We start from the raw sequence: 23,843 nt of genomic DNA on the forward strand, positions 1-23,843 counted from the left end.
GAACGATATCAGTCAAAAAGCTGCCTATTGAAGGAGTGAAGACATGGCTGCGAAAGAAGTCAAATTCAATACCGATGCCCGTGAGCGCATGTTGCGTGGGGTCGATATTCTTGCCAACGCCGTCAAGGTGACGCTCGGCCCTAAAGGTCGCAATGTGGTTATCGACAAGTCCTACGGCGCCCCGCGCATTACCAAGGACGGCGTTTCGGTGGCCAAGGAAATCGAGCTCGAAGACAAGTTCGAGAACATGGGCGCACAGATGTTGCGCGAGGTGGCGTCGAAGACCAATGATCTGGCCGGCGACGGCACGACCACAGCAACAGTGCTTGCGCAGGCAATCGTCAAGGAAGGCGCCAAGGCTGTGGCGTCGGGTTTGAACCCGATGGATCTCAAGCGCGGCATCGATCTTGCCGTCGACGCCGTGGTCAAGGAGCTGAAGGTCAACGCCCGCAAAATCACCAGCAATTCCGAAATCGCTCAGGTCGGCACCATTTCTGCGAACGGCGACGCCGAGATCGGCCAGTACCTCGCCGAGGCGATGGAGAAAGTCGGCAATGAGGGCGTCATTACCGTCGAGGAGGCCAAGACCGCCGAGACCGAGCTCGAAGTGGTCGAAGGCATGCAGTTCGATCGCGGTTACCTCAGCCCGTATTTCGTCACCAATCAGGACAAGATGCGCGTCGAGCTGGAGGATCCCTATATCCTCATCCATGAGAAGAAGCTCTCGAATCTACAGGCTCTCCTGCCAGTCCTGGAAGCGGTCGTTCAGTCCGGCAAACCGTTGCTGATCATTGCCGAAGACGTCGAAGGCGAGGCACTTGCGACACTCGTCGTCAACAAGCTGCGTGGCGGGCTCAAAATTGCTGCCGTCAAGGCGCCAGGCTTTGGCGATCGCCGCAAGGCGATGCTTGAAGACATTGCCATCCTCACAGGCGGCACTGTCATTTCCGAAGACCTCGGCATCAAGCTTGAAAACGTCACGCTCGACATGCTCGGCCGAGCCAAGAAGGTGGCGATCGAGAAGGAAAACACGACCATCATCGATGGCGTCGGCTCGAAGTCCGAGATCGATGGCCGCGTCGCCCAGATCCGCGCGCAGATCGAGGAGACGACATCCGATTACGACCGCGAAAAGCTGCAGGAGCGCCTGGCAAAACTCGCGGGTGGCGTCGCTGTCATCCGTGTCGGAGGCTCGACGGAGGTCGAGGTGAAGGAAAAGAAGGACCGAGTGGACGATGCCTTACATGCAACGCGCGCGGCGGTCGAGGAAGGCATTCTGCCCGGCGGCGGCGTTGCGCTGCTGCGCGCGGCAAAGGCGCTTGAGGGTCTGCCCACGGCCAACGACGATCAGCGGGTCGGGATTGACATCGTTCGCCGGGCGATCGAGGCCCCCGTACGGCAGATAGCCGAAAACGCCGGTGCCGAAGGCTCGATCGTGGTTGGCAAGCTGCGTGAAAAGAACGAGCCGTCGTTCGGTTGGAACGCTCAAACCGGCGAATATGGCGACCTTTACGCGCAAGGTGTCATCGACCCCGCCAAGGTTGTTCGCACCGCACTCCAGGATGCGGCTTCGGTTGCAGGACTTCTGGTAACAACAGAAGCGATGATCGCTGAAAAGCCCAGAAAGGAAGCCGCGCCTGCTCTGCCCGCCGGTGGCGGCATGGATTTCTAGTCTCCAAAGGCCAGCCCGCCCCTTCCCAGGGGCGGGTACTAGCGAGCGGTTGTCATGATAGAACCGATTTCAAGAGACGATGCACGTCTATGCGCCGGGGTGGTCAGGGAGGTCGTCCGTGCAAAGGGCATCGCAAATGACCCGGGTGCCGTTGCAAAGCTAACGGTTGCCGTCGCCCGACTTTTCAACAAAGGACTTCGCGAGCGCGATCAGCTCATGGCTGCGGCCATGGAAGCAGACCAAGCTGTATAGGGCAAAGCTCCGAGCCGGCAGCGCTAGCCGCCGGCTCGGGCACTGGTGGTACCGCCTGTCCGGATCGATCCCGAACGGGTTTACGTCATGCCCATCTCCCCGAACCGGAAATCGGCGCGCTTCTTCCTCGTCGGATACGCCGGCGCGGACCAATGTTAAAGCCGCTCGGCGCAATAGCGATAGCCGGCTGGCTTCTGCGACCGAGACGAGCCGCGCATCGTTTTCGCCAATATGGTGGTCGCCGAGCTCCTGAAACGCTCTTTACCCTTGTCGATCAGCAGTCGATGTAAGCCGAAAGCGCTTCCGGTGATCCGTCCGGAAACGCTTCCCTCAGGTGATCGAGGAACGCTGAGACGCGCGCGCTAAGCAGTCGTCTCGAAGGATAAAGAGCCCAAAGCCTGATATCCGATCCTTGCACATCGCCCCATAACGAGAGCCTCCCAGCGGCAATATCGCCACTTACCAGCGAAATCGGCAGGCGGGCAGCACCCACGCCCATTCGCACAGCATCGCGCACATTCAACAAAGACGTCAGTCCAAGGATCGGCTCCGCACCTATCGTAAATGCCGAACCGTTGCGGTTCACGTGCCAAGTATCAGGCGGCCCCGGCGGGCCGCGCACGACCACAGGCACGTTGGTGCCTTCCGGTGGCGCTTGCAGCGACAACGGCGCGACGATGACAAGCCGGTCGCGAAGGAAGGCCCTGCCGACGAGGGCGTTGTCCGCGTCCGGGTTTACCCGAATGACCAGATCATAGCCCTCCTCAACCATGTCCACTGCCCGGTCTTCAGTCGTGACGTCGAGCCGCACATCGGGATATTGCAGCGCAAAACTCGATGCCAGCTTTCCCATCGCCATCTGGGAAAACAGCAACGGAGCGCTGATCCGCAGCCTCCCGCGCGGTCGCTCGCCCCCAGCTGCAATTGCCGACGCCGTCTCGTCCAATTCCATGAGAAGTGCCCCGGCACGGTGGTGCAGTGCCCTCCCCTCCTCCGTGAGCTTCAGCGTCCTTGCACCGCGTTCAACAAGGCGCAGTCCGAGGCTGGCTTCGAGGTCGCTGACGCGTCGCGAGAGCGTTGCTTTGGGGCGTCCGGTCGCGCGCGCTGCGCGACCAAAACCGCCATGCCTGGCAACAAGAACGAAATCGGCAAGCCCGAGAAGATCCATCAGCTGTTCCACCTGCGAGACATTTGGTCCAAAATTCCCGTCTAGTGGGTCATCAGTGATCCATTCATATTCGGGTTGTCAACAACGCAAGGAGAACTTCCATGACAATCCTCGTAATCGGTGCAACGGGTCGTGTCGGTCGGCATGTCGTCAATCAGCTCGTGGCTCGCAAAGCCACCGTCAGGATTCTCACCCGTGACGCGTCAAAGGCCGACTTTCCAATGGAGGTCGAAGTCGCAGAAGGCGAGATTCTCGACCTCGACGCTCTTCGCAACGCTTTTAAGGGCGTGCGAACGTTGTTCCTCCTGAACGCGGTCACAGGCGACGAATTCACCCAGGCGATCATCACACTGAACATCGCCAGAGAAGCCGGTGTCGAACGCGTCGTCTATTTGTCGGTCTTCGACGCGCATCGCGCCGTCAATGTCCCGCACTTCGCGGTGAAGGCCGGCGCCGAGCAAATGTTGAAAGAGATGGGTTTCAGCGCGACGATCCTGCGCCCGAGCTACTTCATCGACAATGAGATCATGATCAAGGACGTTGTCATCAACCACAGCGTCTATCCAATGCCGATCGGGTCAAAGGGCGTTGCGATGGTCGACGCGCGCGATATCGCCGAGGTGGCAGCCATCGAACTCATCCGTCGCGACATGGCCACCGGCAAACTTCCACTGGTGACGATCAATCTGGTCGGACCGGACACGCTCACCGGCCAAAGTGTTGCCGATATCTGGTCCGACGTTCTCGGCCGGCCTATCGTCTACGGCGGCGACGACCCGAGCGGCTTCGAGCAGACCATGGCAACATTCATGCCGAAATGGACCGCCTATGAAATGCGGCTTATGGCCGAACGCTACGTGAGCCACGGCATGATCCCTGAACAAGGTGACGTGGAGCGGCTGATAACGATGCTCGGGCGACCGCTGCACGGCTATCGTGAGACGGCAACATCGCTGGCAGCCATGCATTGAGAGCTGATTGGGGGTCGGCCTGTCGAAATGCAGCGAAATAGCTGCATTTCGCCTGCTGGAGCGCAGCCGCAGTGACGCTCCGAACGACTGCCGGCAACCGCTGGCGCCTCAAGGCTCAAGCAATCAGCCGATCCAATGCAACTTGCGGCGCGCTTGCGGGTTTGGTGGCGTTTCTGGCAGCGTGGAACCAAACACCGCATGCGCCGTTTCTTGGCCGAGACGCTTATGTCTCTGAGGAGAATTTCAAATGGGTAGCACCAGCGACAAGATTTCTGGCAAGGCAAACGAACTGGCAGGCCAGGCCAAGCAGGCTGTTGGAAAAGCCATCAACGACAGGGAAATGCAGGCCAAGGGTCTTGCGCAGGAAGCCAACGGCGATGCGCAGCAGGCGAAGGGTCAGGCGAAGGATGCTGTGAAGAACATCGTCGATCGCGCCTGATTTTGAAGGCTCGAAGCGTTTAGAGGCGCGCCAAGTCGGCGCGCCTTTTTGTTGTCTACTTTTCAGTTGGATCGCGGCCCGCGAAGATCCCCGTCACAAAACGATAAGCGCAAGTGACCCAGAGCTTCCTCTCTATGCGGCAGCCTACGCTGACGACGGCCAGCGACACCCGCGGTTAGATGTGACAACCGCGATTGGAGCAGGAGGAAGTGCAAATTCAGGGTGTGTGATCGACCGCGATGCCGCATGCTTGCCGCGGAGACCGGCAGGGCTGGCCTCGCGTGCCTCAGCGGGGAACGCCATGTCGGCATCGACAGCCGGACTTACTACTTCATCGAGACGAGGCAGGTAGCTTGATCATCATCGCGAACCGTTGAACTTTGTTCGGCCCGCTGTCTTTCATCCTCTTTGACACGGAGTTCTGGCAGCCACCCTGCCAATATGCGTGAGGAGGCAGGGATGCGCCGCACTCCTGCTATCGAGTTCACCCGCTTGCTGAACTGCCACATCGCCTTTCGATCCTCCCAGATAATCTGTGACCCTTCCCGATCCCAACTGACGATCTGCGTGGCTTCCCTGCCCGAAGTGCCACACCGCCAGGTCAAGCTCGCGCAGCGCACCTGCTACCCTCGACAAAAGTTTAACCGTTGTCTCGGCTCACAAGATCGCCAGCCAAAGCTTTGTTTAGGTCGAGCACGAGATCGATATTGACTCTCGACGCCATCGGAACATAATAGGAACAATCTTGGCGATGCGGCCGCCTACCTCACAATTCGAACCACGGAGAACGAGCATGTTTGCGCGATCGATAGACCATGCCGCTGCACAGGATAACGGTGTCGATATGTATATGACACCCGCTGGCGAGGTGAGCGCAGCCGATGTCCACCCCGACCTCATTCGGATGGTTGGCACGCGTGCGATCAGCAGTCTGCGTTTTGCCGTGGCTTGCGCCTATGCGATGCCCGACGCTGGGCCGTATGGCGAAATAGAAGTGGCGATCGACGAAGCGGCTAAGCAGGCTTGCGGCGGCCACCGGCTTTATAACCCGGACCGGTTCTCGAAGGCAGCTTGGTTTCCGTGGCAAGGCGACATCGATGACGCTATCGGCGGCGCCTACGTTCGGATCAGAGCGCATCAGGCCAACCAGGAACCTATTTGATGTCTCATGTTATAAAAAATCCGCCAAGGCCGTCCGCTTCCGACGAGTCCGCCGCGGCTCACGCTTGGCTTGACGGCGACGCAATAGCAGCTATCCAGGCGCTGCTCGATAACTGTTGGCATCTGCGCATTCAATCGACCCTTGCGGGGGCCGCAACGGGCAAGGGCTTTGCTCGCTTGTCTGGGCCTGCCTGCGAGCACGGGGATTGACGTGCTCGACAAACCGCAACCTAAGACGCAGTTTCGCAAGGCTTTCGACGAATGGTGGAACGCCCAGACACCCGAATTCAGGGAACGCACGGACGTCCACGCAGCCTGGACCATCTTCCAGGCGGGCTACACGGCTGGCAAACGCAAAAACCTGAAGCGGTACATATTCCGGGTCGGCAAATTCCGGATCACTCGCTGGGCCGAAAGCGTTACCGCAGCCAAAGAGGAAGCGATCATCGAAGCTGACTACCGTGTTGCGATGAGAGGTGGAAAGCCCCCTGCCGGCGGCTGGCGCCTGGAGCGGCTCGGTGCCTCGTAATGGCGCCTACTGGCTGTCTGAATATGCCGGCCGGACCGTCGAGTTCCTTTGCATCAAATGCGAAAGGGCCGGCGCGGCATCGGCAGACGATCTTCTGGCCGAATCCGGTGATCAGAGCATGCCGAGCCTTCGTTACCATCTGGCTTCGCGGTTCGGCTGCACGCGCGGACCGAACGCGCCGATCAATGAGACCTGCAAGCTCTCGTATGCTGGAGCCGGCACAGTCCTGCTGAAGGAAGAGCCGAAGGCCGATGATGATAGGACGATCGGCGAGCTGGCAGAGTACAACACCATTTTTGCTCAGTGCTTGGCATGCAAACGCCGCAAGCCGGTGAGCCGCTGGGAGATCCAGCGAAGGTTCGGGAAGGATGTCACCATGGGAGCGCTCGCGAAAGCCATGCGCTGCAAGTGCGGAAAGAAAGGCGCGAGCCTTTACCTGGGGAATATGTCGCGATGAGCGACACCGGCAGACCCAGGCAGTAATCTGCGCCGAACAAGCGCTTCAGTTGCGGAGCCCGCCGCGCTCGAAAGCGGGGGTTCAGCGGGCTCCTACCGCAATGCGGCCAAACCAATAAGCAGCTAGTTGATGAGTCGTTCAAAACCGGAACCTTCCCTTCCACACTCGGACGACGACAGGCTTAAGGCGGCATAAATAGTGTACCGTTTAGGAATACCTGCCGCCGCGATGATGTAACTCGTCGGCTAAACAAGGCGGGATAGCCGGTGTTTGCTCGCTGCTCTGCTGACTATGCCATGAGCTACCCGGTCCGTTACCTTCCGCTTGCCAGGCTGCCCAAGTGCCGCCTGGTGCGCCGTCAATATCCAATTGAAGGCGCGCGAAATCACATAGGCCCTTTGGCTTAAGCCACCAATGGAACAATTTTCACGGTGGAAAGGTGTGCATGCTGAGGGCAAGGAACGTTACGCGACCCCTGCGGATGCGGTAGGACCCAGAAGATCCGAGGTGTTTTTCGGATCTTTGCTATCCTGTCGGGTAAATGGGTTGGTGGCTTTTACCAGGCTGTTGAGGAAATCAACGGTGGCAAGCTCGATGCGTCGCCCACAACCCGGGCTGTCATCGAAGCATTGATGCTAGCAGATCCGCAGTCAACAGTTTTCCGCCGCAAAGCCGGCTTGCCATTGGTCATCGATTTTCCTCAATGGAATAGATGGCATGTAGCAGTGCAAGGTGGCTGAGGCCCTGAGGCAGGTTTCCAAGCCCCGAGCCGGTCGCCGGATCGATCTCTTCGTTCAGAATGCCGAAATTATTTCCAAGCCTTTCGAGCAAGCGCTTGAGCAATTGCTCGGCATGATCGACCTCACCTAAGAAGGCATATGCTTCGACAAGCCAGCATGAGCAGGCAACAAAAGTCCCCTCCTCCTTCGCAGCGCCGCTGTAGCGGTAAACCAGCGGACCGACAGCCAGCTCTCGTTCGATTGCGGCCCGCGTACTCTTGAGGCGGTCGTCGTGCTCGAAACCGAAGCGGGTTGTCAGCAAGAGCGCCGCGTCGAGCCGATCGGTCCCGGCAAAAAATGTGTATGCCTGCTTCTCGCTGGACCAGCAGTTCTCGTCGATCCATTTGCGTATTTGATCGCTCACGCCAAGCCAGCGATCAGCGTCGCCCCTGATATGTCCTTCCCTGGCAAGCCAGGCCGCGTTCTTCAGCGCCAGCCAGCAGCCAATTTTGGAAAAGGTGTAGTGTTGCTGGTCCTCAAGCTCCCAAATACCGCAGTCCTGCTCGCGCCACCGTGTCAGGCATTGATCCGCCAAGCCTGCCATAAGCCCGGCTGCCTGCGGATCAAGGACATGGCCACATTTTGCAAACAGGGCTGCGGTTTCCAGGACATCGCCGTAACAGCTGAGCTGTGTCTGTGTTCTGGCCCTATTGCCCACCCTGACAGGCGATGACGCCTTGTACCCGGGGACGGCGACCGTTCGCTCGTCAGGCACTGCCTCGCCTGTCAATGTGTAGACGACCTTCGGTACCGGCCCATCGTCAGATATGGTACGGACCAACCAGCCAAAAGCACCGATGGGCTCCTCAAGTGATCCCGCACGCAGCAAAGCCTTGATCGTATAGGCAGCATCCCGCACCCACGCATATCGGTAATCATAGTTTTTGACGCCGCCAAACCGCTCAGGAAGTCCAGACGTCGCGGCTGCAGCGATAGCCCCAGTCTTGGAATAGACGAGAAATTTCAGGGATAGCGCACAGCGCACAAGGTCGCCTTTGAATGGGCCGTCATAGGCCAACTCGCTGGACCACCTTCGCCACTCGTCATCGCTGAGGTCAATCCGACGGTCGATATCCTTGAGGTTTGGTATGGCAAGAGGAGCTTGATCGGCCACGAGAAAAGCAACACATGTCGATGAACCGGCTGACGTCGTGTGGCAGGCAAGTGTTCGCTGATCCTCATCGACGATGATACCAACCTTATCATCGTGACAGAAGGTTGTTGTCAAATCCCCGATATACCGTATTGCTGCGTTCGGATGATCGGCGCGCCTTACCTGCCGCTCAGCGCATGTCGGCTCCAGCGTAATTTTGAATTCGACAGAACCCCTCAAACCTTCAATTCGACGAGCCAGTTCGCACCACGGCAGCCGTCCAGCGACACCGCTGTTCAGGGACTCGGTCAACCGGGCAGACCCGGTGTCGGTGATGAAGATCGTTTCCAGAACATTGCTGTCTTGCCGGTATTGCCGCTCGATGTGAAACTCTGCGGTCGGCGTGATGGTGAATTGACCGCCCGCTGGATCATGCAGACGGTTGAACAGCGGCGGGCAGTCCATGTCGGGGGCGCACCACCAGTCAATGGCGCCGTCAGCGCCGACAAGGGCAACTGAGCGACCATCTCCCACTGCAGCGTAGTGCTCCAGTGGGAGATAGCCGTCAATCCTGACTGGAACGAGGGTTCCCAGCATCAGGGTAGCGTATTGCCGCCGGTCACGCCAAAGCTCTCGCCCGTGATGTAGCTCGATTCCTGGGAGGCCAGGAAAACGTAGATTGGCGCACATTCGGCTGGCTGACCGGGACGTTTCATCGGGACCTCGCTGCCGAACGCCGTGATGACGTCCTGCGTTTGGCCTCCGGATGTCTGCAGCGGCGTCCAGAATGGACCAGGTGCCACGATGTTCACGCGGATCCCCTTTGGCAGAACCTGCTTGGACAGTGCCTTGCTGAACGCGACGATTGCCGACTTCGTCGGCGCGTAGTCGAGAAGTGTCGCAGACGGCTGGTAAGCTTGAATGGAAGCGGTATTGATGATCGATGAGCCTTCAGGCATGAGCGGGACAGCCGCCTTGCATATCCAGAACAGGGCGTAGACATTCGTCTTGAAGGTTTCATCGAATTGTTCGGTTGTCAGCTGCGAAATGTCGGCGATGGCTTTCTGGCGACCAGCCACATTGACCAGGAGATCGAGACCGCCCAGCTCGTCATTCGCTGTCTCAACAAGCTTTTTGCAGAACGCTTCGCGTTTGAGATCGCCAGGGATCGCGACTGCCTTTCGGCCTTCCGCCTCAATGAGCTTGATCACCTCCTCCGCGTCGCTCTGTTCTTCAGGCAGATAGTTTATGACGACGTCGGCTCCCTCACGGGCGAAGGCAATCGCGGCTGCCCGGCCGATCCCGGAGTCGCCACCAGTCACGAGTGCTTTGCGACCGTTCAGTCGACCGGTACCCTTATAGGATGTTTCACCGTGATCGGGCACAGGCTGCATCTTGCTCGCCAAGCCGGGTACTGGCTGTGGTTGCTCAGGAAATTTCGGCTGAGGATACTGCGTGAGCGGGTTCTGCATATTAAACTGGTCGGCGGAAGCCATTGATCATCTAACCTTTTTCATGAAGGAGAGATCAAAAGCTCCGTGATAGGAAGTTGTTCCCGAGCAGCGCAGAAAGGGCACTTAATTTCGGAACTGTTTCTGCTTTCGGTGGTTGGTCGAATGCGGGCTACGGCCGTTGCCGCCGCCCTATCCTCAACGGGCCAACTCCTATGAACATCGAGCACAAATCTTTTAGACCAAGTGACTGGGTCCCAAACAACACTCGGTTGCCAGTCCTGATCTACCGCCAGGCAATTTTCCATGCCACCTCGTCGGATTTCGAGGAGGCATTCGAGGAGAACGGCTGGACCGGTATCTGGCGCGATGGCGTGTTCGATTATCATCATTACCACTCGGGAGCGCATGAGGCGTTGGGCGTGGGGCGCGGTACAGCCAAGCTTCAACTCGGCGGACCTGGTGGCGAAATCATCGAACTCGCGACGGGAGATTGCCTTCTCCTACCAGCAGGAACGGGCCACAAGAAAATAGAGGCATCAAGCGACTTCGAGATCGTCGGAGCTTACCCTCCGCGCCAGCAGGCAGATATCCAGACGCAGGCACCGAGCGCCGAGCTGCTTGCGATCATTTCGTCGCTTTCAATACCAGGCAACGATCCGGTCGTTGGCGCGACCGGTGGCTTGAAAGAGTTTTGGCGATGATTTTTTCCTTTGCCAATGCCTGATCGCGCGGTTCGACGCTTTGGCAATTCCCAGTAAAGTGGCGCAATGTCCTTCGAGGATCTGGGGAGGGCACACGCTTGCTGTGCGCCCGCGCCTCTAGGTGTGTGGCCCCCAACATGTCACGGCATTGACGAACCAGCTCTACAGCGAGGCTGCCCGCCGGCAGCGGTCTGATAAGCTCGGCCTCCGGTTGCGAAAGGTCAAGCCAGGCCTGCCAATCGTGACGCCGATAGCGATATCGCTCAAGGCGCAATCAGGCGGTCGCGGCGGAACGAACTTTTCGGACAGAGGTTCACCCCTTCGAGGCAATCAAGTCTCTTGAGAGGAGTTTTCCGATGGGAAGCACAGCTGACAAGGTTTCCGGTAAAGCCAATGAACTGGCTGGCAAAGCCCGCCAAAGCGTGGGCGATGCAACCGATAACCGTGATATGAAGGCAAAGGGCATGGCGCAAGAAGCCAAGGGCGATGCTCAGCAGGCGAAAGGCCAGGCTAAGGACGCAGTAAAGAAGGTCGTCGATAAGGCATAACGCCTTCGGCAGGACATGGTGGTCCGCTGGTAGTGCTACCCCAGCGGGCCGGCTCTCATAGCCGCGCTTCCCTAGATTCTAGTGCCAGATCTCCGTCCTGACCCCCGTCTTCGTAAGCCCATGCCAGGGAACCCACAGCGTGTAGCAGACAGGCAGATATCTTCAGAACACATGCAGGCAGACTTTGAGGCCCCCGCTTTGTCGGAGGTGCGGCCCTCACTTGCAGCAGCATGGTTCCTGGACAAATTGTGAAATGCTGATGAGCGATCTTCCATCGCTGCAATCAGCTGGACTTCATCGCTTCCTCGGCAGCAAGCATTTCAGCGATGCTTGCTCCCTCGCGGGTCGTTGCTGGTCCGGGCGTGGTCGCAGCAATACGCAAGTCTTCCAACATCTGCGCAGCGAACGCTATAGCGTCGTCATCGCTGGAAACGCTGTCGGCTGACATGCGGACAGCCACAAGCTCGTTGCCCTCCCCATGAAACTCCACCGTGACAGTCGCCTCTGTCGTCCTGGCAACATTTGTCCGCACCAGATGCATTCCGAAATTCCCTCCACTTCATGGACGCGACCCCCGCAGCAGCCGCGCAGGTTAAATCTACCGACCACTACTTTGTTCCAACCGCGTTCTTAGAAGCAGGACACGCACCAAGCTGGCGCAGCCCGGCGAAAGCTGCAGCCTCTATCTCTTCGTCGTCCCCGGTATGCTCGTCACGATCGCCGATACCGGATCACTGGCAGGGAAGCTATCCTCGAGCCCCTCCTCCAGTTCGGCCTCCAATTCGACTTCGTCGTGACTTTCGCGAGCGCTTGGGACCGGCTCCAGACCTCTACTGCCTTCATCAAAGTTGCCATTGCTCAAGGCATCGTATCGGTTGAGGCTTCCTTCCGGTCGCTGGGCTAACATGCCGCTCAAAACGGCCGTTAGACCGTTGTTGCCGGCCTGGTCGTCCGCAACTTGCTGGAAGACACCTGCCATTCCAGCGAATATTTCGACAGCTGGCTCATCCGCTCCCAGAAACGCGCCAATTTCGTTCATTTCCGCAACCCAACGGTACGCTTTGGGATACATGTCAGGAATGCCGTGGCCGAGCTTCTCGACCAGCTGCCGCTGACTTTCGGATAGCTCCGCCATCAGGGCTTTGTCAGCTCCATTCCGAGCGGCTGCCAACAGCATCGCGGTGCCGAGGCCAATCAGGCCTTTGTTGATACCGGCGTAGCACATCTTGAGTGCCGATGCGGCACCGACATCGCGCTCAAGAAGACGCGCATCCAAGCCGAATTCGGTGAGAACCGCTACGGTCTCTCTTGCATCTCCGCTGATATAGAAGCGGGGGCCGGGTTTGCCTGCCTGTGGCGGACCACCGATAATGCAGGCGTCGAGAACTGTCGCAGCAGTGTCCTTAAAGACTTCAGAGACCTTTTCCATCGTTTGTGGAGAAACGGCATTGCAGTCAACGAATGTCGTAGAAGATTTGGATGAGCGAACCGCCGTCGCGACCTTGTCGGCCACCGCTAAAGCCTGAGACGGCGGGACAATCGACAAGATGATATCGGCGTCGACCAACGACATCAGGTCTTCCTCACGGATGCCAGCAACCGCAGCCCGATCCCGTGTCGCTGAACTGCGTCCTTCCAAGGTGGTACTGATTTCCGCTCCGGAGGACATAAGGGCTTCCGCGACAGCGCTACCCATAGCTCCCATTCCGATCACAGCGATTTTTGACATTAACATTTGCCTTTATGATATTGAAGTCGGAACTAGTGGCGACAAGCTCCGATGCAAGTTACCTTTGCCGAGATAGCCAGCAACGATGACCGTCACTTGGGAATTTTAAGCGCGAGACTCAGCAGACGATCTCGGCCGTGCGATCGCTAGACGCGACAGATGCTGTGGCGCTGATGGAACTCACCGGGATCAACACCTACGAGAAGATTGTTGAACTCATGGAGCAGTGCTATCCTAACATTCCGGGAATCGTCGTTCCCCCCGTCTCCTAGCAATTGAGCACGAAGATCAAGGGTTTGGTAGATGAATACAATGGCGCCAATGCAAGCGAGTCCGACCTGGATCGCTGGCCGCGGCCGTCCACTCGCACCTTGAGACGGGTAGCGAGTTTCGATACCACCTTGCCAGTTTTCTTGACGGTTTTTACATTGATCCCTCAAGTCGCCGGAGACGAGAGCGGCTCGTTGATACACCCGATTTAACGGTTGACCAGCGTTTTGACGCGCTGGTGAGAGCTATTGGGGAACACCTCTGCCGTAGGTGGAGGCTAGGACCGGCTCCGCTTTGGACCGACGCGCCGGAACGCTTCCTAAAGAAGCCATGGTTCCTTGGACAAGAGCGCATGAAGCCGTTTTACATTGCCGAAAGCCCCAGCGCTTACAGGCGCCGATTCATTTTCACGGAAATGGAGCCTCTTCGTCGGGCGCGCATGCCCCGCGACGCGATGTGGTGGCATGCGGAAGAGATCCGCACGGGTATGACACCGCTTCCAGAGGAGGTCGTGCTGACTGAACCTGTAGACGAAGAAACGGACCCGGCATACACAATGGCCATGTGAGGTCTGTCGTGTAGCCCATCTTTCCAAAACGTCGCTGTTGGTGGCAGTTGCTACTTGATCGCAATTTTCCTGTCCACTGCCGCACAAAGCTTTCCAACTTCGTAATGATGGGAATGCAGATCTTCCTCCTATTCGCGATATAAGGGCAAATCGGCTTCTGTACGGTTTTGAACAATCCCTCCCGAACAACTTTTCAGCGGTGTCGTTTCAGCGAGGTGAATTGGAGCCTCGCATGCCGGGAATACAGATCAACTCCTCTGTTCGTCTTATGTTGCTGTTGAATTCGATGAGTGACGTAGCGTTTCGCCCCCTCCCGCATAACGTCGGCATCAAAACGGTCATCCTCGCCGAGAAGGCAGGCCTCATTCAGCGGGAGGGTTCGCTTGGGCTACGTCCCCGCTGCAAGCTAACCCAAGCAGGCGCATCATATCGTCGCGAACGCGGATATCCGACGGGATAATGGCGGCCGGGTTTACATAGCCGCGACGCTATCGTGCTCTCCATGTCGCGGCAATCCCGCGATAGCCTCAAGGTGGCTCAATATAGATCCGTCATAGTGGCCTGCAGGAGGGACTCACACACAACTTGGTGGCCAAACGCGCACGCGATCATCGAGGCCAAGGCCATAATCAAGAAGCCTATGGCATTGGCAATGACCCTTCAGCCTTATCGCGGCCCAAACCCTATGGGTGTTCCACCTGCGGCCGCAATCACCAAGAAGATAACTGCAACGATTATCAGGGTGTACATATAGTCCTTGAGCTTTTCGAAGGGTTCATCGGGCATTCCGAAACTCCTAAGCTATCCAACGTCGACGGTATTGCACCAACCCTTGCGGGCGATCAAGGGGCTCACTCCCATGTCGTGAGGGAGCCAATGAGCTACATCACTGAAATCCAATGGACATGCCACATTCGTTTTGCTGTTGATGCCACTCCCGCCCTAATCCCGCCGGGCCGTCGACCAAAGCGTTCGAGCGTTTGCCGCCATTGTCGTACATTACGTCTCTTCCCCTGCCCGCATCGAACGCCAATCCAGGCCGCTGTAGCTGCCCACTGTATCTTGGAGGCGCCTGCGCAATACAGGGATCTGCCGGGGTTCTAGCTTGACGACAGCCTGTCGCGATCCGGTCGCTTACGCGGGGCGGCTGCTGGCAACGCCACGCAAATGCAGAGCTCGGTAGCCCATTTCTGGGGATTGGCTCGGCTCAACCAAGGCCTTAGGCTCCGCGGAAACCACCAATGGGCGAGACGAATGAACTCAGTTACGAGAACTTGCTGCACGCGCTCGCAAGCCGCGCGCAGCGTCCTGACACACAAGCTTGGCTATCTGTCGGTCGCGGCTTTGGCCGTTTTGATATGGGCGAGCGAGGATGTTCCGACTTCTCCCAAGGGTCAACTTGCTCAGAACGAGGCTGCGGTCCGCCAAAGATCGCAATGACCCGATCGCAGTGCGCGCCTCCCACGATGTTGCGAGCGCTACCTTTCGCGTATGTCGCACCTACAATATTGGGTCTTCAAGAATGTTTACCACCAGTGCTGGTCGATCATCGACATCTTTACGGGCTGGCCGCTCGATTTTGACGGCGTGCTGCTTAATACGCTCGAGGCCGAGGAGGCAGACAGGATGGCCGATGTCTTCAAAATCGGCGATTGTGCCCGCCGCGGCAATCTCCGATAACTGCATTGAAGCCTGAGCTCCCCCGACATGCACGCCATTTGGCACACCTCGCGGAGAGTTTAGCGTCTGATCGCAGCACTGCAGCAAACCCCTTCCCATATCGGATTCTTCTGCGAGCGGTAGCTCGGCGGCACATAGTCCTTCGGCCGCGAAATTTGGGGCAGCAGCCGCCATCCAATCCACTTCCAGTTCTATGCCGATCAGGCATTGAACAATGCCCGTGCGAGCACGATGTAAGTGGGGTCAGGAGCCACGTCATGCTTGTCATCATCTCAGCCGCGGTCATCACGCTCGTTGCCACTCTGGCCGCTCGATATCTGCTCGCGAAAACGCGGCTGACGGAAAAGTCGATCGACGCCGCAATCGCCCGGAGGCTCCATACGTCTCCGGTGCTGTCCGAGATGCGCGAACTGCGTGAACTCAATGGTGTGATGCGCAATATCTTGGCCGATCTCGTCGAAAACGAGGAACTGGCAGTGCGGAGACCGGACGATCATCGTTCGCCTGCGACCCGGACTCGATTGGTGGCAATGCGCGAAGCGCGCCGCCGGGAGATATATGGTGAGGCGATCCTTTTGCTTCGGCAGACCGCTCGAACCCGAACCGCGGAAAGCCCCGTTAGAGCAGCAGACTGAAGATGTTTGGGCGTGAAGAGCCCCCACCATATCTGAACCACCACCGTTCAAGTTGATGGTCGCGTCTTCAACTCCGAGGGCATGCGACCAGGGATCCCCGGTTGATATCTTTCGCGCACCGGGAACTCAAGTCGTCGTGTGTGCGTTTTCTCCGTCGTCTTTAGAGAGAGATCACATGTCCTCGGGTAGCAAAGCTCGCCACCATATGTACATCTTCGTGGCGATTATTTTCGCAGCAGCGCTCGCATTAGCGGGGACCTATGTCGTTATCGCAAAACCAGGTGAGGCCGCGAAGGAGCCTGTGTCCGAGGTTGTTAATCCGAACAGCTAGCCCGCGGCAGGAAGCCTGTGGGATCGAAACCGACAGGGGACGAACACACGGCCAATCGCGCATGTCCGCTTCCTTGTCACCCACGTGGCGTCAATCCCAGGCCTGCAACGAGCCGGCCGACAATCGGGTCCAAGCGTACTCTTCATAACCAGGACGGCTCGCCAGTCCGCAATGCAGCCTCCGTGCGGATGGCATGATCTCCCCAATTCAAGAGAGCCAATTAAAACCAGCCTTACAGCCGCCGAGACAGAGGCGTGATCGGGAACAGACCGAAAAGGTCATCGTACCGCACGAGCAAAAGGGATAGCTGCGTTTATATCTTATTCCGCCGCTATTCCGCTCACTGTTGCCTGCCGCTGGAAGTGGTCGAAATCATGTACCCGTACCGATGGACACACCTTTTTCGCAATATCGATTAGGTGTCTGTGATGCGTGAGGTAGATCACCTGGCCATGTTGCGCCATCCCGGCAAACAGCCTGAAGGCTTCTTCCGCCCGAAAGTCGTCGAACGTCTCCATGATGTCATCGGCGATGAACGGGACGCCGGGCCGCTCGGTCACGAATTCGTGGTATCCCGCCACTCGCAATGCCAGGTAAAGCTGAAACCGTGCTCCCCGCGACAGCGCGTCTGCCGATAGAGATCCGCCGCTCGCTGATAGAGCCATCAACACTTCCCCATCTTTGCCGGGCTGCGCGGCTACCCCGGAATAGGCGCCGCGGCTGATGGTCCGGAACGCTTCCGACGCTCTGGACATCATCCCGCTCCGATGACGATCCCTGTAAAGCCTGAGCGCCTGTTCGGCAGCAACGATACCGATCCTCAGCTCGAGATATCTCTCTGCCCGCTCTTCAATGTCCAGCAGCGTGGTCCGACGCCGTTCCTCGATCTGAGCGGCCGCTGCGTCGCCTCCGACCGCGTCCAATGCCTTGCGGATGGTGGAGAGCTCGTGAAACGCATCTCGGCACGCCTGCTCGTGGTGTGCAAGAAGCGGCTTCATGCCCTCCAGCTCGACCTCAAGCGCATTCCTGTCGGCAAGCGAAAGTCGGTGTTCAACCTCGAGAATGTCCTGGACGCCGGTGATCTCCAGGAGTTCGCGCTCAAGGTCATCAATGGCCGCGCGGACTGCCTGCCGCTTCAAGCAAAGATCAATTTGCGCTTCCACCTCATCAATGGTGGTGCAGCCGAAGAATGCCGTCATCTCGTCAGTGCGAGCGGAAAGAACCTGTCGGGTCACCAACAGCTCTTTCTCCTGCTCCCGCGCCTGATCGAGTGCTTCTTCAAGCTTCTCGACCCGATCCCGGTCCCGCTCGGCGATTTTGATCTTTTCTCCGATTGCCCGCGTCATATCGCCGAGCGATCCCGACCGGTCCATACCGAGGCCCGAACACAGAGCAAAGACCGTCTGCTCGAAGATAATGGCGTCCTGCTCCATCTTCTGAACGCGGTCTACCAGGCTCTCTTTCATTTCGACCGCCGACGACAGCTTTTCAAGGATCGGTATGATCACATTGACGGCGTCGACATCCGGAACAGATTGTTGATCCTCGAGCCAGCAACCAGCGCATAGCTCCGCCCACCTAGCGTTCCACTCGGCATCGTCGCTTTGCGCTTCGGCCAGAAGCTTTGTCCGCTCGTTGCGGTCAGCATTGAGGCGTTCAAGCCGGTCGGCTTGATCCATCGCCGAATTGAACCGATCGAGCTCACGTTCGGCCAGCGCGATGAGTGAGACGGTATCGTCAACATCGACGGCCTTGATGCCGGCGGCTTTGAGCGCTGCTGTTATGCGCAGCTTCGCCGAGACAGATCGATCTCGGACATCCGCAATCTCCTGGTCGATCGAACCCAAGTCGTCGCGGGCCGCCAGAGCCGTTGTCCGGCGACGGAGCCATTCTTGAAGTTCGTTTGGGTCACGCACGAGGAGCTGGGCCGCCGCCACGCCCGAGAAACTGGTGAGCATCTCCGAAGTCAACGCTGCCAGCGCAGAGCGCGCGTCTGAAAGGCGCTGGTCCGCGGACTGAAGCTCTGCGATGGCAACGGCGCGCGTGAGGCTGAGTTGCGCCAGCATTCCGCTATCGGCGAAATGCAGAAGACGCGCCGACACGGCCTGGTCGTCTGCCCTCATGGTGCGTTCGAAGTCGAGCGCGGTCTCGATCGTTAACGTCTGTCGATGCAATAGCCATGCTTCATCGCGCGCAGCACGGCTGGCGATCGCCGACGTCTCGTCGATTTTTCCGGAACGTCCCCGAATATCCGCGATTTCGGCATCCACACGGTCGAGTTCGGATTGCAATCTATCTCTGTCCGAGGCCGCGGACTTTTCAGAATCGCGGCAGTTTGCATATGTGGCTTTCCATTTTTCGACGGTGGTCGTCAACGGAACCGGGATCGCAGCCAGCTCAGCCGACGTGCCTCGCCACGGCACGAGCTGGGCCATGCTTTCCAGCACGCTGGCCTCAGCGGCTTGTCTGCGCCGCGTCAGAAGCCGAAGCGATGTTTCGTCGTCGAGCGTCTCGATCGCGTTGACAGTCGCGGCTAAAGCCTCGAACGCTCTGCGGCGTTCTGGCTGCCTGTATTCAACTAGGCGCTCGTAGGCTCCGCCCTCCTCTGCAAGAGCGCGATTGGTTCGGGCGAGCTCTTTGCTGGCGGCTTCCAACCGCGCATCAACGCCTGACCTCGCGTTGATGAGGCCCCTCAGTCTGCCGACTGTGGTCGCGTCAAGAATCAGGCGAGCCGGGTTCTTCTCTCCCGGCTGCCCAAGCTGGAGAAGCAGCGCGTCAACTGAAAGGTCTGCGATCCGCCCTTTCAATTTCGGAATGTCGACCACCGCCGTGACATAGCGTGGCTCCAGTGTCTTTAGGAGCTCCTCCCCCCTACCTGCGAAGGCCAGAACCTCCGATGGATCGGCAACTCTCTCGATCTCGCTCTCGATGGTGGCGATCGAATGCGCAACGGCGTCAATCTTAACCCGCAGTTCGATGCTTTCCTTGCGAATGGCCGAGAGTTCATTCTTCCATGAGCCTGGGGGCTCCGGTACGGCAATCGTCGCCCGCAGTTCTTCCCGGTAGAGTGACAGCCGCGCCATCGTTGGAAGAGCTCGCAGGATGCGGTTAATCTCGTTTGACCGCCGTTGAATCGCCGACTGTTGATCAACCGCCTTCTGGTATCGTTCCTCATGCGCCGCAAGTTCAATCCTCATCCGCGCGAAATCAGTTGCCAGCAGATCGAGTTCGTCACGCTTCACCTTAAGGTCCGCGAGACGCGACCTGAGCTCTCCGAGTTCCGTGTTGCGAGCCCGTAGCTTATAAAACCGATCGGCTTCGCCCCGGATTTCGCCGAGCCGTCGACTGAGATCTGAAAGACCCGCGCTTGCAGAAAAAAGCAGCTGCCCGAGATCGCCTTTGCTGGCCAGGATGCTCTCGCCGCCGCTCTTGAGGGTTTCTTCGTCGAGCGAGAACATCGTCGAGAACGCAGAGCGATCGATCCCACCGAGATCAGCCATGATCTCGGTTTCCGCAACAGTGCGCTCATCGCCGTCCAGCAGGCTATTTTGCAGGCGCTTGACCCGGACGAACTCACGATCCCGTCCAGCGACAAGCAGGTTGCCGCCTAATCTCATTGCTGAATAAGGATGTAAAAATCCGTATTTGGTGCTGTGTCCGATCCCGAAGACGAGATCGAGGATCGCATTGAAAGTGGTCGACTTGCCTGCCTCGTTAGGGCCGTAAACGACATGCAGGTCGGGCGATCCGACCGGACGTTGCCCAAAATCAACAACAGCGTCCGTGAATTTGCCGTAGCGCGTCAGGTCGAGACGATTGATCCGCACGTCACTCTCCCTCGGCCCCCTGGAGAAGCGCGAGCACATGCGCTGTCCCCTCTTTTGCAAACTTCGCCATCAAACCGTCATACGCCGCCTGATCTTTTCCGATGATGTCCCTGAGCTCCGCCGGCAACTGGCCGCGCAATTCGTCGGCAATCGCCTTGACCTCCGAATTGAAATCGATCGAGCCATGGATCTCTCGCGCAATGATAGTCGCAAGCTCGCCCAGCGCTCCCGGATTCCCGCCGTTTTGCCGCGGCCGCGACGACGAGACTTTCACTTTTTCGATCCAGATATTTCCGATCAACGACCCATGTGTTTCGAACTCCGTCCTCAGAAGATCGATGTCCCTGCGAGCGCGCCAAGCAAGCTCACTCGTCCCTATCACCTCCACCCGTGCCACGATCTGGCCTTTCGGTATCGCCGAGGCCAGTTCGCCAAGCTGAAGTTTGCACAGTGCCACCAAGTCGTCCCAGTCAGCGGCCATTGAGACGTCGATTTGGAGCCGCTCGAATTGGGCGACGGCAGTTCTTCGTTCTTCGACGAGGATCGAGCGGTCATCACGCACGGTCACCAGTGACACCGTCTTCGATCCGTCCTCATTGATGTCACGCCCCTGCGGTATTCCGGGCATCACGACAGCGCAGCTTTGGTCTTGCAGAGCGGATCGTTTGTGAATGTGGCCGAGCGCCCAGTACTGAAACCCTGCCTGTCTGAGCTCGGCAACACTGCAGGGCGCGTAAAGATCGTGTCCTGCTGAGCCACCAAGGCTGGTATGCATGATCCCGATATTGACCGCGCCGGGCAGTGGGGCGGCGAAGTGTCGGAGGAGAGATTCTGGCGCATGCGGCTTAGCAAAACTCATTCCGTGGATCGCAACGTCGAAATCCCCGGCGGACCGCTCGATGGTGACCAGTTCAGCGACCTCACCGAACACCTTGACCGTGTCCGGCATCACAAGCTGTGCGGTGATCTTTGAGAGGGCATCGTGGTTGCCGCGGATGATGTAGGTCCGAATACCGCCCTGATGCAAGCGCCCGAGTTGTTCGGCAAGGAACCGCGCCGTTTTCATCGACGTCTGCTCACCGTCGTAGAGGTCGCCAGCGATGATCAGAGCGTCGACCTGCTCTTCGAGGCACAGCTCGATCGTCTGGATGAACGATTGCCTGGTAGCAAGCCCGATGAGATCTGCCAGCTCGCCGTTGAGAAGCGCAAGGGACTTCAGCGGCGAGTCGAGATGGATGTCGGCGGTGTGGACGAATCGGAATGCCATGGTCTGCCCTTGTCCGTGTCAGCCTCGTTAGCCTTTCTGGGTTCAAAATGCCAGTTCGAATTCCTGTTTTGTTCTGCTATCCCCAACTTTCCGCAAGGTCAAATCCTCACCCGCGGCTGCGCGTTTTGCCGGCTTCTTCGATGGGCCCCAATTCTTCTGGGCGCGCCACCAGGAGGATTGCGATCGCTAAATCTCGGCTTTAAAACGCACGTTAGGCCACGCGGAAGCTGCAGAATGCGAGAGGAAGGCATGACCACCGATATAGGGATGAGGATGCAAAGGCTTATCGCCAGCTTGACGGACAAGCATTTCACCTATCCGCCGCATAACATCGGTTTGAAAACCGCGCTGGCAGCCAAGCAGGCGGGGTATATCGAAATCCAGACCGGTTTTAAAACATCGCTGAAATGCAGTTTGACCTCGAAGGGCGTCACGGCTCAGAGGCAGATCAAGCGTCACCCGACAGCCGTTTGAAGTCGGCTTCTCCATCGCGTCGTACGCCCTTTCCCGGCCGACCGGAGCGACAAGTCCAGTTCCGATGGCTATCGTTGCGCGCGCTGGATCACGTACTTTCTCATCAGCACGTCTCGGCGACGGTGCTTTATCGCGGTGAAGCGGAAGAGGCGAGCGGGCTCTCGCTCTTCAGCAAAGACCACGACGAAGCCAGCATTCGGCCCTATCAGTATTGACGGCGGTGATCATCAACGCTTGTCCATGAGGCCAGCCGCTTCAACGCGACGCTGAAGAGCATGCGTTCAACTCCGGTGCGAAGCCCAACCCCCGTAGTTGATGTGGCTTCTTCGTTGTGTAGGTAAAGCGGGTATTTGCCGAGGACACGCGGATGCCGGTGTTCGCAGGTTTTTGCACGTCTGTTCCGGCCGGCGCGCAACTCACACGGCCTGCCGCATGCAGGTAGGTGTAGCCTCGAACGAACCGATCTATACCCAAACCGGATCGCTGGAACGTTGGATCTCACAGCCTTGCAATCTTAGCCAAGGTGTAAACGTGAGCCTCAACCTGTTCGCCATCGATGGTGACGGAGACCGGCGCCCTACGATAACCCTCGCCTTCGAACGAATCCAGCCGCTGCCAGTGATGTGGAAGATCGGAGGATTCGAAGACCGACACCGGGATCGCGTAGGCCTGGTCATCGAGCACAAGACCGGGAAAGCCCAAGTCCGAGCCCCAGCCAGCGTCCACGAGGCGCCCGAAAATCTTGCCAGACCGCCAGAAGCCTGCAAGTCCGTCAAGTTGGTTATTGTTGAGCTTTCCAGGTGCAAGGCTGCCATAGGTCGCGAGGCGATGTTCAACTGTCATTGTTACTGTGCCGTATTTTAAAACCAGACGTTCTGATAACGCCTAAGTGGAAAGGAATTGCGAATGATCGCCAAGTCGCTTGAAAGGCCGGCTACTTCTTCGGCCTTTGGGAAACGCTTGTGGCTGTGGCAGACACCGCCTCGCTTGCTGGCCAGGCTTGGAAACCTTCGTCGACCTCTCCCTTTAGGGTCTCGTGATCTTGCCCGTGACGCACGCTCGATGGTGTTTGCAACCCCAAGCCGCCCTCGTCGAAGTTGCCGTCGCTGAGGGCGTCATTTCGATTGACGCCAGGATCTTCACCCTCGCCTCCCGACGACACGAGCTCAACCATGATTGCTTTCGCGTGCTCCACCGCATTTTGTGCATCAATGTTGTTATCGGAGTTATCCATAGCAATGGATACAAGCTCGCCACCCTGTCCCACAAACTCGACGGTCAGCATCCTCCCCTCCGGCGTGATCCGGGTGTCTCGCACTTGCATTGCAGCCTCCAAAGTCATTTCCTGCGAATAACTCGGGTTACGCGTTGCAGTTCCACGAAGCCGACGTCGGCATCATCGGTGCAGCATCGGCCGAATAGTGGCGACAGGTTTCCCATTGCAGAATGCGCAGGCCATTGTCGAACGGGAAGCCTGTCTCTTCAGGGCGGAGGCATTGGCTAAAACTTTCTGGGCTGCCGAGACGTAGTTCGATCGTGATCGAAAGGTTATGGCCGCCGCACCCCCCTCCCGCAGTCTCCTGTCGGGACGCGGCGGCCGCACTACGTCGCCGTCTGCGAGGTTCGATTGGCTGGCGTACCGGCGCTACTCTCCTCACTCGCCGGCACGAGCCAGAACACAGCGCAGGTGACCCTCCAGGAGTTCGCAACGCACGACAGAATGCTGCCACCGTCCGCTACTCTCCCGGACTGTTTTTCACACGATCGGTATTTTGCTGAGGAATCGCAACGACGATAGTAGCGCACAGCATTTTCTCTGGCTCCGGCCTATCCTCTCG

General features: G+C 58.3%; 21 protein-coding genes and 1 pseudogene. 11 read left to right on the forward strand and 11 right to left on the reverse strand.

Annotated features, from left to right (window positions below; all coding sequences use genetic code 11):
* Positions 1-43: 43 nt before the first annotated feature.
* Positions 44-1,672, forward strand: a complete 1,629-nt coding sequence (gene groL / locus ACODR6_RS22920) for a chaperonin GroEL (protein WP_112719010.1) — start codon at positions 44-46, stop codon at positions 1,670-1,672.
* 526 nt (positions 1,673-2,198) lie between these two features.
* Here groL and ACODR6_RS22925 read toward each other — a convergent pair.
* Positions 2,199-3,092 carry a LysR family transcriptional regulator gene (locus ACODR6_RS22925; RefSeq protein ID WP_203431266.1) on the reverse strand — a complete coding sequence of 298 codons (894 nt, stop codon included), beginning with the start codon at positions 3,090-3,092 and terminating at the stop codon, positions 2,199-2,201.
* A 101-nt stretch (positions 3,093-3,193) separates the two neighbouring features.
* Here ACODR6_RS22925 and ACODR6_RS22930 point away from each other — a divergent pair, with 101 nt between their 5' ends.
* The 5 genes from ACODR6_RS22930 (at position 3,194) to ACODR6_RS22950 (ending at position 6,649) form a co-directional block, all read left to right on the forward strand.
* Positions 3,194-4,063: an SDR family oxidoreductase gene (locus ACODR6_RS22930; protein ID WP_203431267.1), complete on the forward strand. Its 870-nt coding sequence runs from the start codon at positions 3,194-3,196 to the stop codon at positions 4,061-4,063.
* 247 nt (positions 4,064-4,310) lie between these two features.
* Complete coding sequence (locus tag ACODR6_RS22935) at positions 4,311-4,502, forward strand: CsbD family protein (protein ID WP_199629743.1); 192 nt, start codon at positions 4,311-4,313, stop codon at positions 4,500-4,502.
* A gap of 793 nt (positions 4,503-5,295) precedes the next feature.
* A complete protein-coding gene (locus ACODR6_RS22940; protein ID WP_203431268.1) occupies positions 5,296-5,664 on the forward strand; it encodes a hypothetical protein in 369 nt (122 codons plus the stop codon).
* A gap of 210 nt (positions 5,665-5,874) precedes the next feature.
* Positions 5,875-6,192, forward strand: coding sequence for a hypothetical protein (locus tag ACODR6_RS22945; RefSeq protein WP_199629745.1), 318 nt, complete (start codon positions 5,875-5,877; stop codon positions 6,190-6,192).
* Complete coding sequence (locus ACODR6_RS22950; protein ID WP_203431269.1) at positions 6,182-6,649, forward strand: hypothetical protein; 468 nt, start codon at positions 6,182-6,184, stop codon at positions 6,647-6,649. Before ACODR6_RS22945 ends, ACODR6_RS22950 begins: the two co-directional genes overlap by 11 nt.
* A 687-nt stretch (positions 6,650-7,336) precedes the next feature.
* Here ACODR6_RS22950 and ACODR6_RS22955 read toward each other — a convergent pair.
* Together ACODR6_RS22955 and ACODR6_RS22960 are read right to left on the reverse strand one after the other, a co-directional pair.
* Positions 7,337-9,118 carry a glycoside hydrolase family 15 protein gene (locus tag ACODR6_RS22955; protein WP_449099017.1) on the reverse strand — a complete coding sequence of 594 codons (1,782 nt, stop codon included), beginning with the start codon at positions 9,116-9,118 and terminating at the stop codon, positions 7,337-7,339.
* Complete coding sequence (locus tag ACODR6_RS22960) at positions 9,118-10,017, reverse strand: SDR family oxidoreductase (RefSeq protein ID WP_199629748.1); 900 nt, start codon at positions 10,015-10,017, stop codon at positions 9,118-9,120. Before ACODR6_RS22960 ends, ACODR6_RS22955 begins: the two co-directional genes overlap by 1 nt.
* 170 nt (positions 10,018-10,187) lie before the next feature.
* Here ACODR6_RS22960 and ACODR6_RS22965 point away from each other — a divergent pair, with 170 nt between their 5' ends.
* Positions 10,188-10,676 carry a cupin gene (locus ACODR6_RS22965; RefSeq protein ID WP_199629749.1) on the forward strand — a complete coding sequence of 163 codons (489 nt, stop codon included), beginning with the start codon at positions 10,188-10,190 and terminating at the stop codon, positions 10,674-10,676.
* Positions 10,677-11,032: 356 nt separating this feature from the next.
* The gene (locus ACODR6_RS22970) at positions 11,033-11,224 is read left to right on the forward strand and encodes a CsbD family protein (protein ID WP_199629750.1); all 192 of its coding nucleotides are present in this window, start codon (positions 11,033-11,035) and stop codon (positions 11,222-11,224) included.
* 283 nt (positions 11,225-11,507) lie between these two features.
* On the opposite strand, the gene ACODR6_RS22975 is transcribed toward ACODR6_RS22970, so the two are convergent.
* From ACODR6_RS22975 to ACODR6_RS22985, 3 genes and pseudogenes are all read right to left on the reverse strand, one after another.
* On the reverse strand, positions 11,508-11,765 hold the full coding sequence (locus ACODR6_RS22975) for a hypothetical protein (protein WP_203431271.1): 258 nt from the start codon (positions 11,763-11,765) through the stop codon (positions 11,508-11,510).
* Between the two features lie 141 nt (positions 11,766-11,906).
* A complete protein-coding gene (locus ACODR6_RS22980; protein WP_449099020.1) occupies positions 11,907-12,449 on the reverse strand; it encodes a DUF1932 domain-containing protein in 543 nt (180 codons plus the stop codon).
* A 93-nt stretch (positions 12,450-12,542) separates the two neighbouring features.
* A pseudogene (locus ACODR6_RS22985) lies at positions 12,543-12,959 on the reverse strand (NAD(P)-binding domain-containing protein); the annotation flags it as partial.
* Between the two features lie 616 nt (positions 12,960-13,575).
* Between ACODR6_RS22985 and ACODR6_RS22990 the strand changes: the two are divergent.
* Positions 13,576-13,791, forward strand: coding sequence for a hypothetical protein (locus tag ACODR6_RS22990; RefSeq protein ID WP_148194572.1), 216 nt, complete (start codon positions 13,576-13,578; stop codon positions 13,789-13,791).
* Positions 13,792-15,291: 1,500 nt separating this feature from the next.
* Here ACODR6_RS22990 and ACODR6_RS22995 read toward each other — a convergent pair.
* A complete protein-coding gene (locus tag ACODR6_RS22995; protein ID WP_203431273.1) occupies positions 15,292-15,645 on the reverse strand; it encodes a hypothetical protein in 354 nt (117 codons plus the stop codon).
* Positions 15,646-15,728: 83 nt separating this feature from the next.
* Between ACODR6_RS22995 and ACODR6_RS23000 the strand changes: the two genes are divergently transcribed.
* On the forward strand, positions 15,729-16,106 hold the full coding sequence (locus ACODR6_RS23000; RefSeq protein WP_112719030.1) for a hypothetical protein: 378 nt from the start codon (positions 15,729-15,731) through the stop codon (positions 16,104-16,106).
* A 651-nt stretch (positions 16,107-16,757) separates the two neighbouring features.
* Here the strand turns inward: ACODR6_RS23000 and ACODR6_RS23005 are convergent.
* A complete protein-coding gene (locus ACODR6_RS23005; RefSeq protein ID WP_203431274.1) occupies positions 16,758-20,264 on the reverse strand; it encodes an AAA family ATPase in 3,507 nt (1,168 codons plus the stop codon).
* 1 nt (position 20,265) lies between these two features.
* The gene (locus ACODR6_RS23010) at positions 20,266-21,531 is read right to left on the reverse strand and encodes a metallophosphoesterase family protein (protein WP_148194569.1); all 1,266 of its coding nucleotides are present in this window, start codon (positions 21,529-21,531) and stop codon (positions 20,266-20,268) included.
* 249 nt (positions 21,532-21,780) lie between these two features.
* On the opposite strand from ACODR6_RS23010, the gene ACODR6_RS23015 reads away from it, so the two are divergent.
* Positions 21,781-22,005 carry a hypothetical protein gene (locus ACODR6_RS23015; RefSeq protein WP_199629757.1) on the forward strand — a complete coding sequence of 75 codons (225 nt, stop codon included), beginning with the start codon at positions 21,781-21,783 and terminating at the stop codon, positions 22,003-22,005.
* A 498-nt stretch (positions 22,006-22,503) separates the two neighbouring features.
* Here the strand turns inward: ACODR6_RS23015 and ACODR6_RS23020 are convergent, their stop codons facing one another.
* Both ACODR6_RS23020 and ACODR6_RS23025 read right to left on the reverse strand, forming a co-directional pair.
* Positions 22,504-22,848 carry a gamma-glutamylcyclotransferase family protein gene (locus ACODR6_RS23020; protein ID WP_199629758.1) on the reverse strand — a complete coding sequence of 115 codons (345 nt, stop codon included), beginning with the start codon at positions 22,846-22,848 and terminating at the stop codon, positions 22,504-22,506.
* A 91-nt stretch (positions 22,849-22,939) separates the two neighbouring features.
* The gene (locus ACODR6_RS23025) at positions 22,940-23,290 is read right to left on the reverse strand and encodes a hypothetical protein (RefSeq protein WP_199629759.1); all 351 of its coding nucleotides are present in this window, start codon (positions 23,288-23,290) and stop codon (positions 22,940-22,942) included.
* Between the last annotated feature and the right edge of the window lie 553 nt (positions 23,291-23,843).

The organism is Rhizobium sp. FG96, assembly GCF_057808655.1.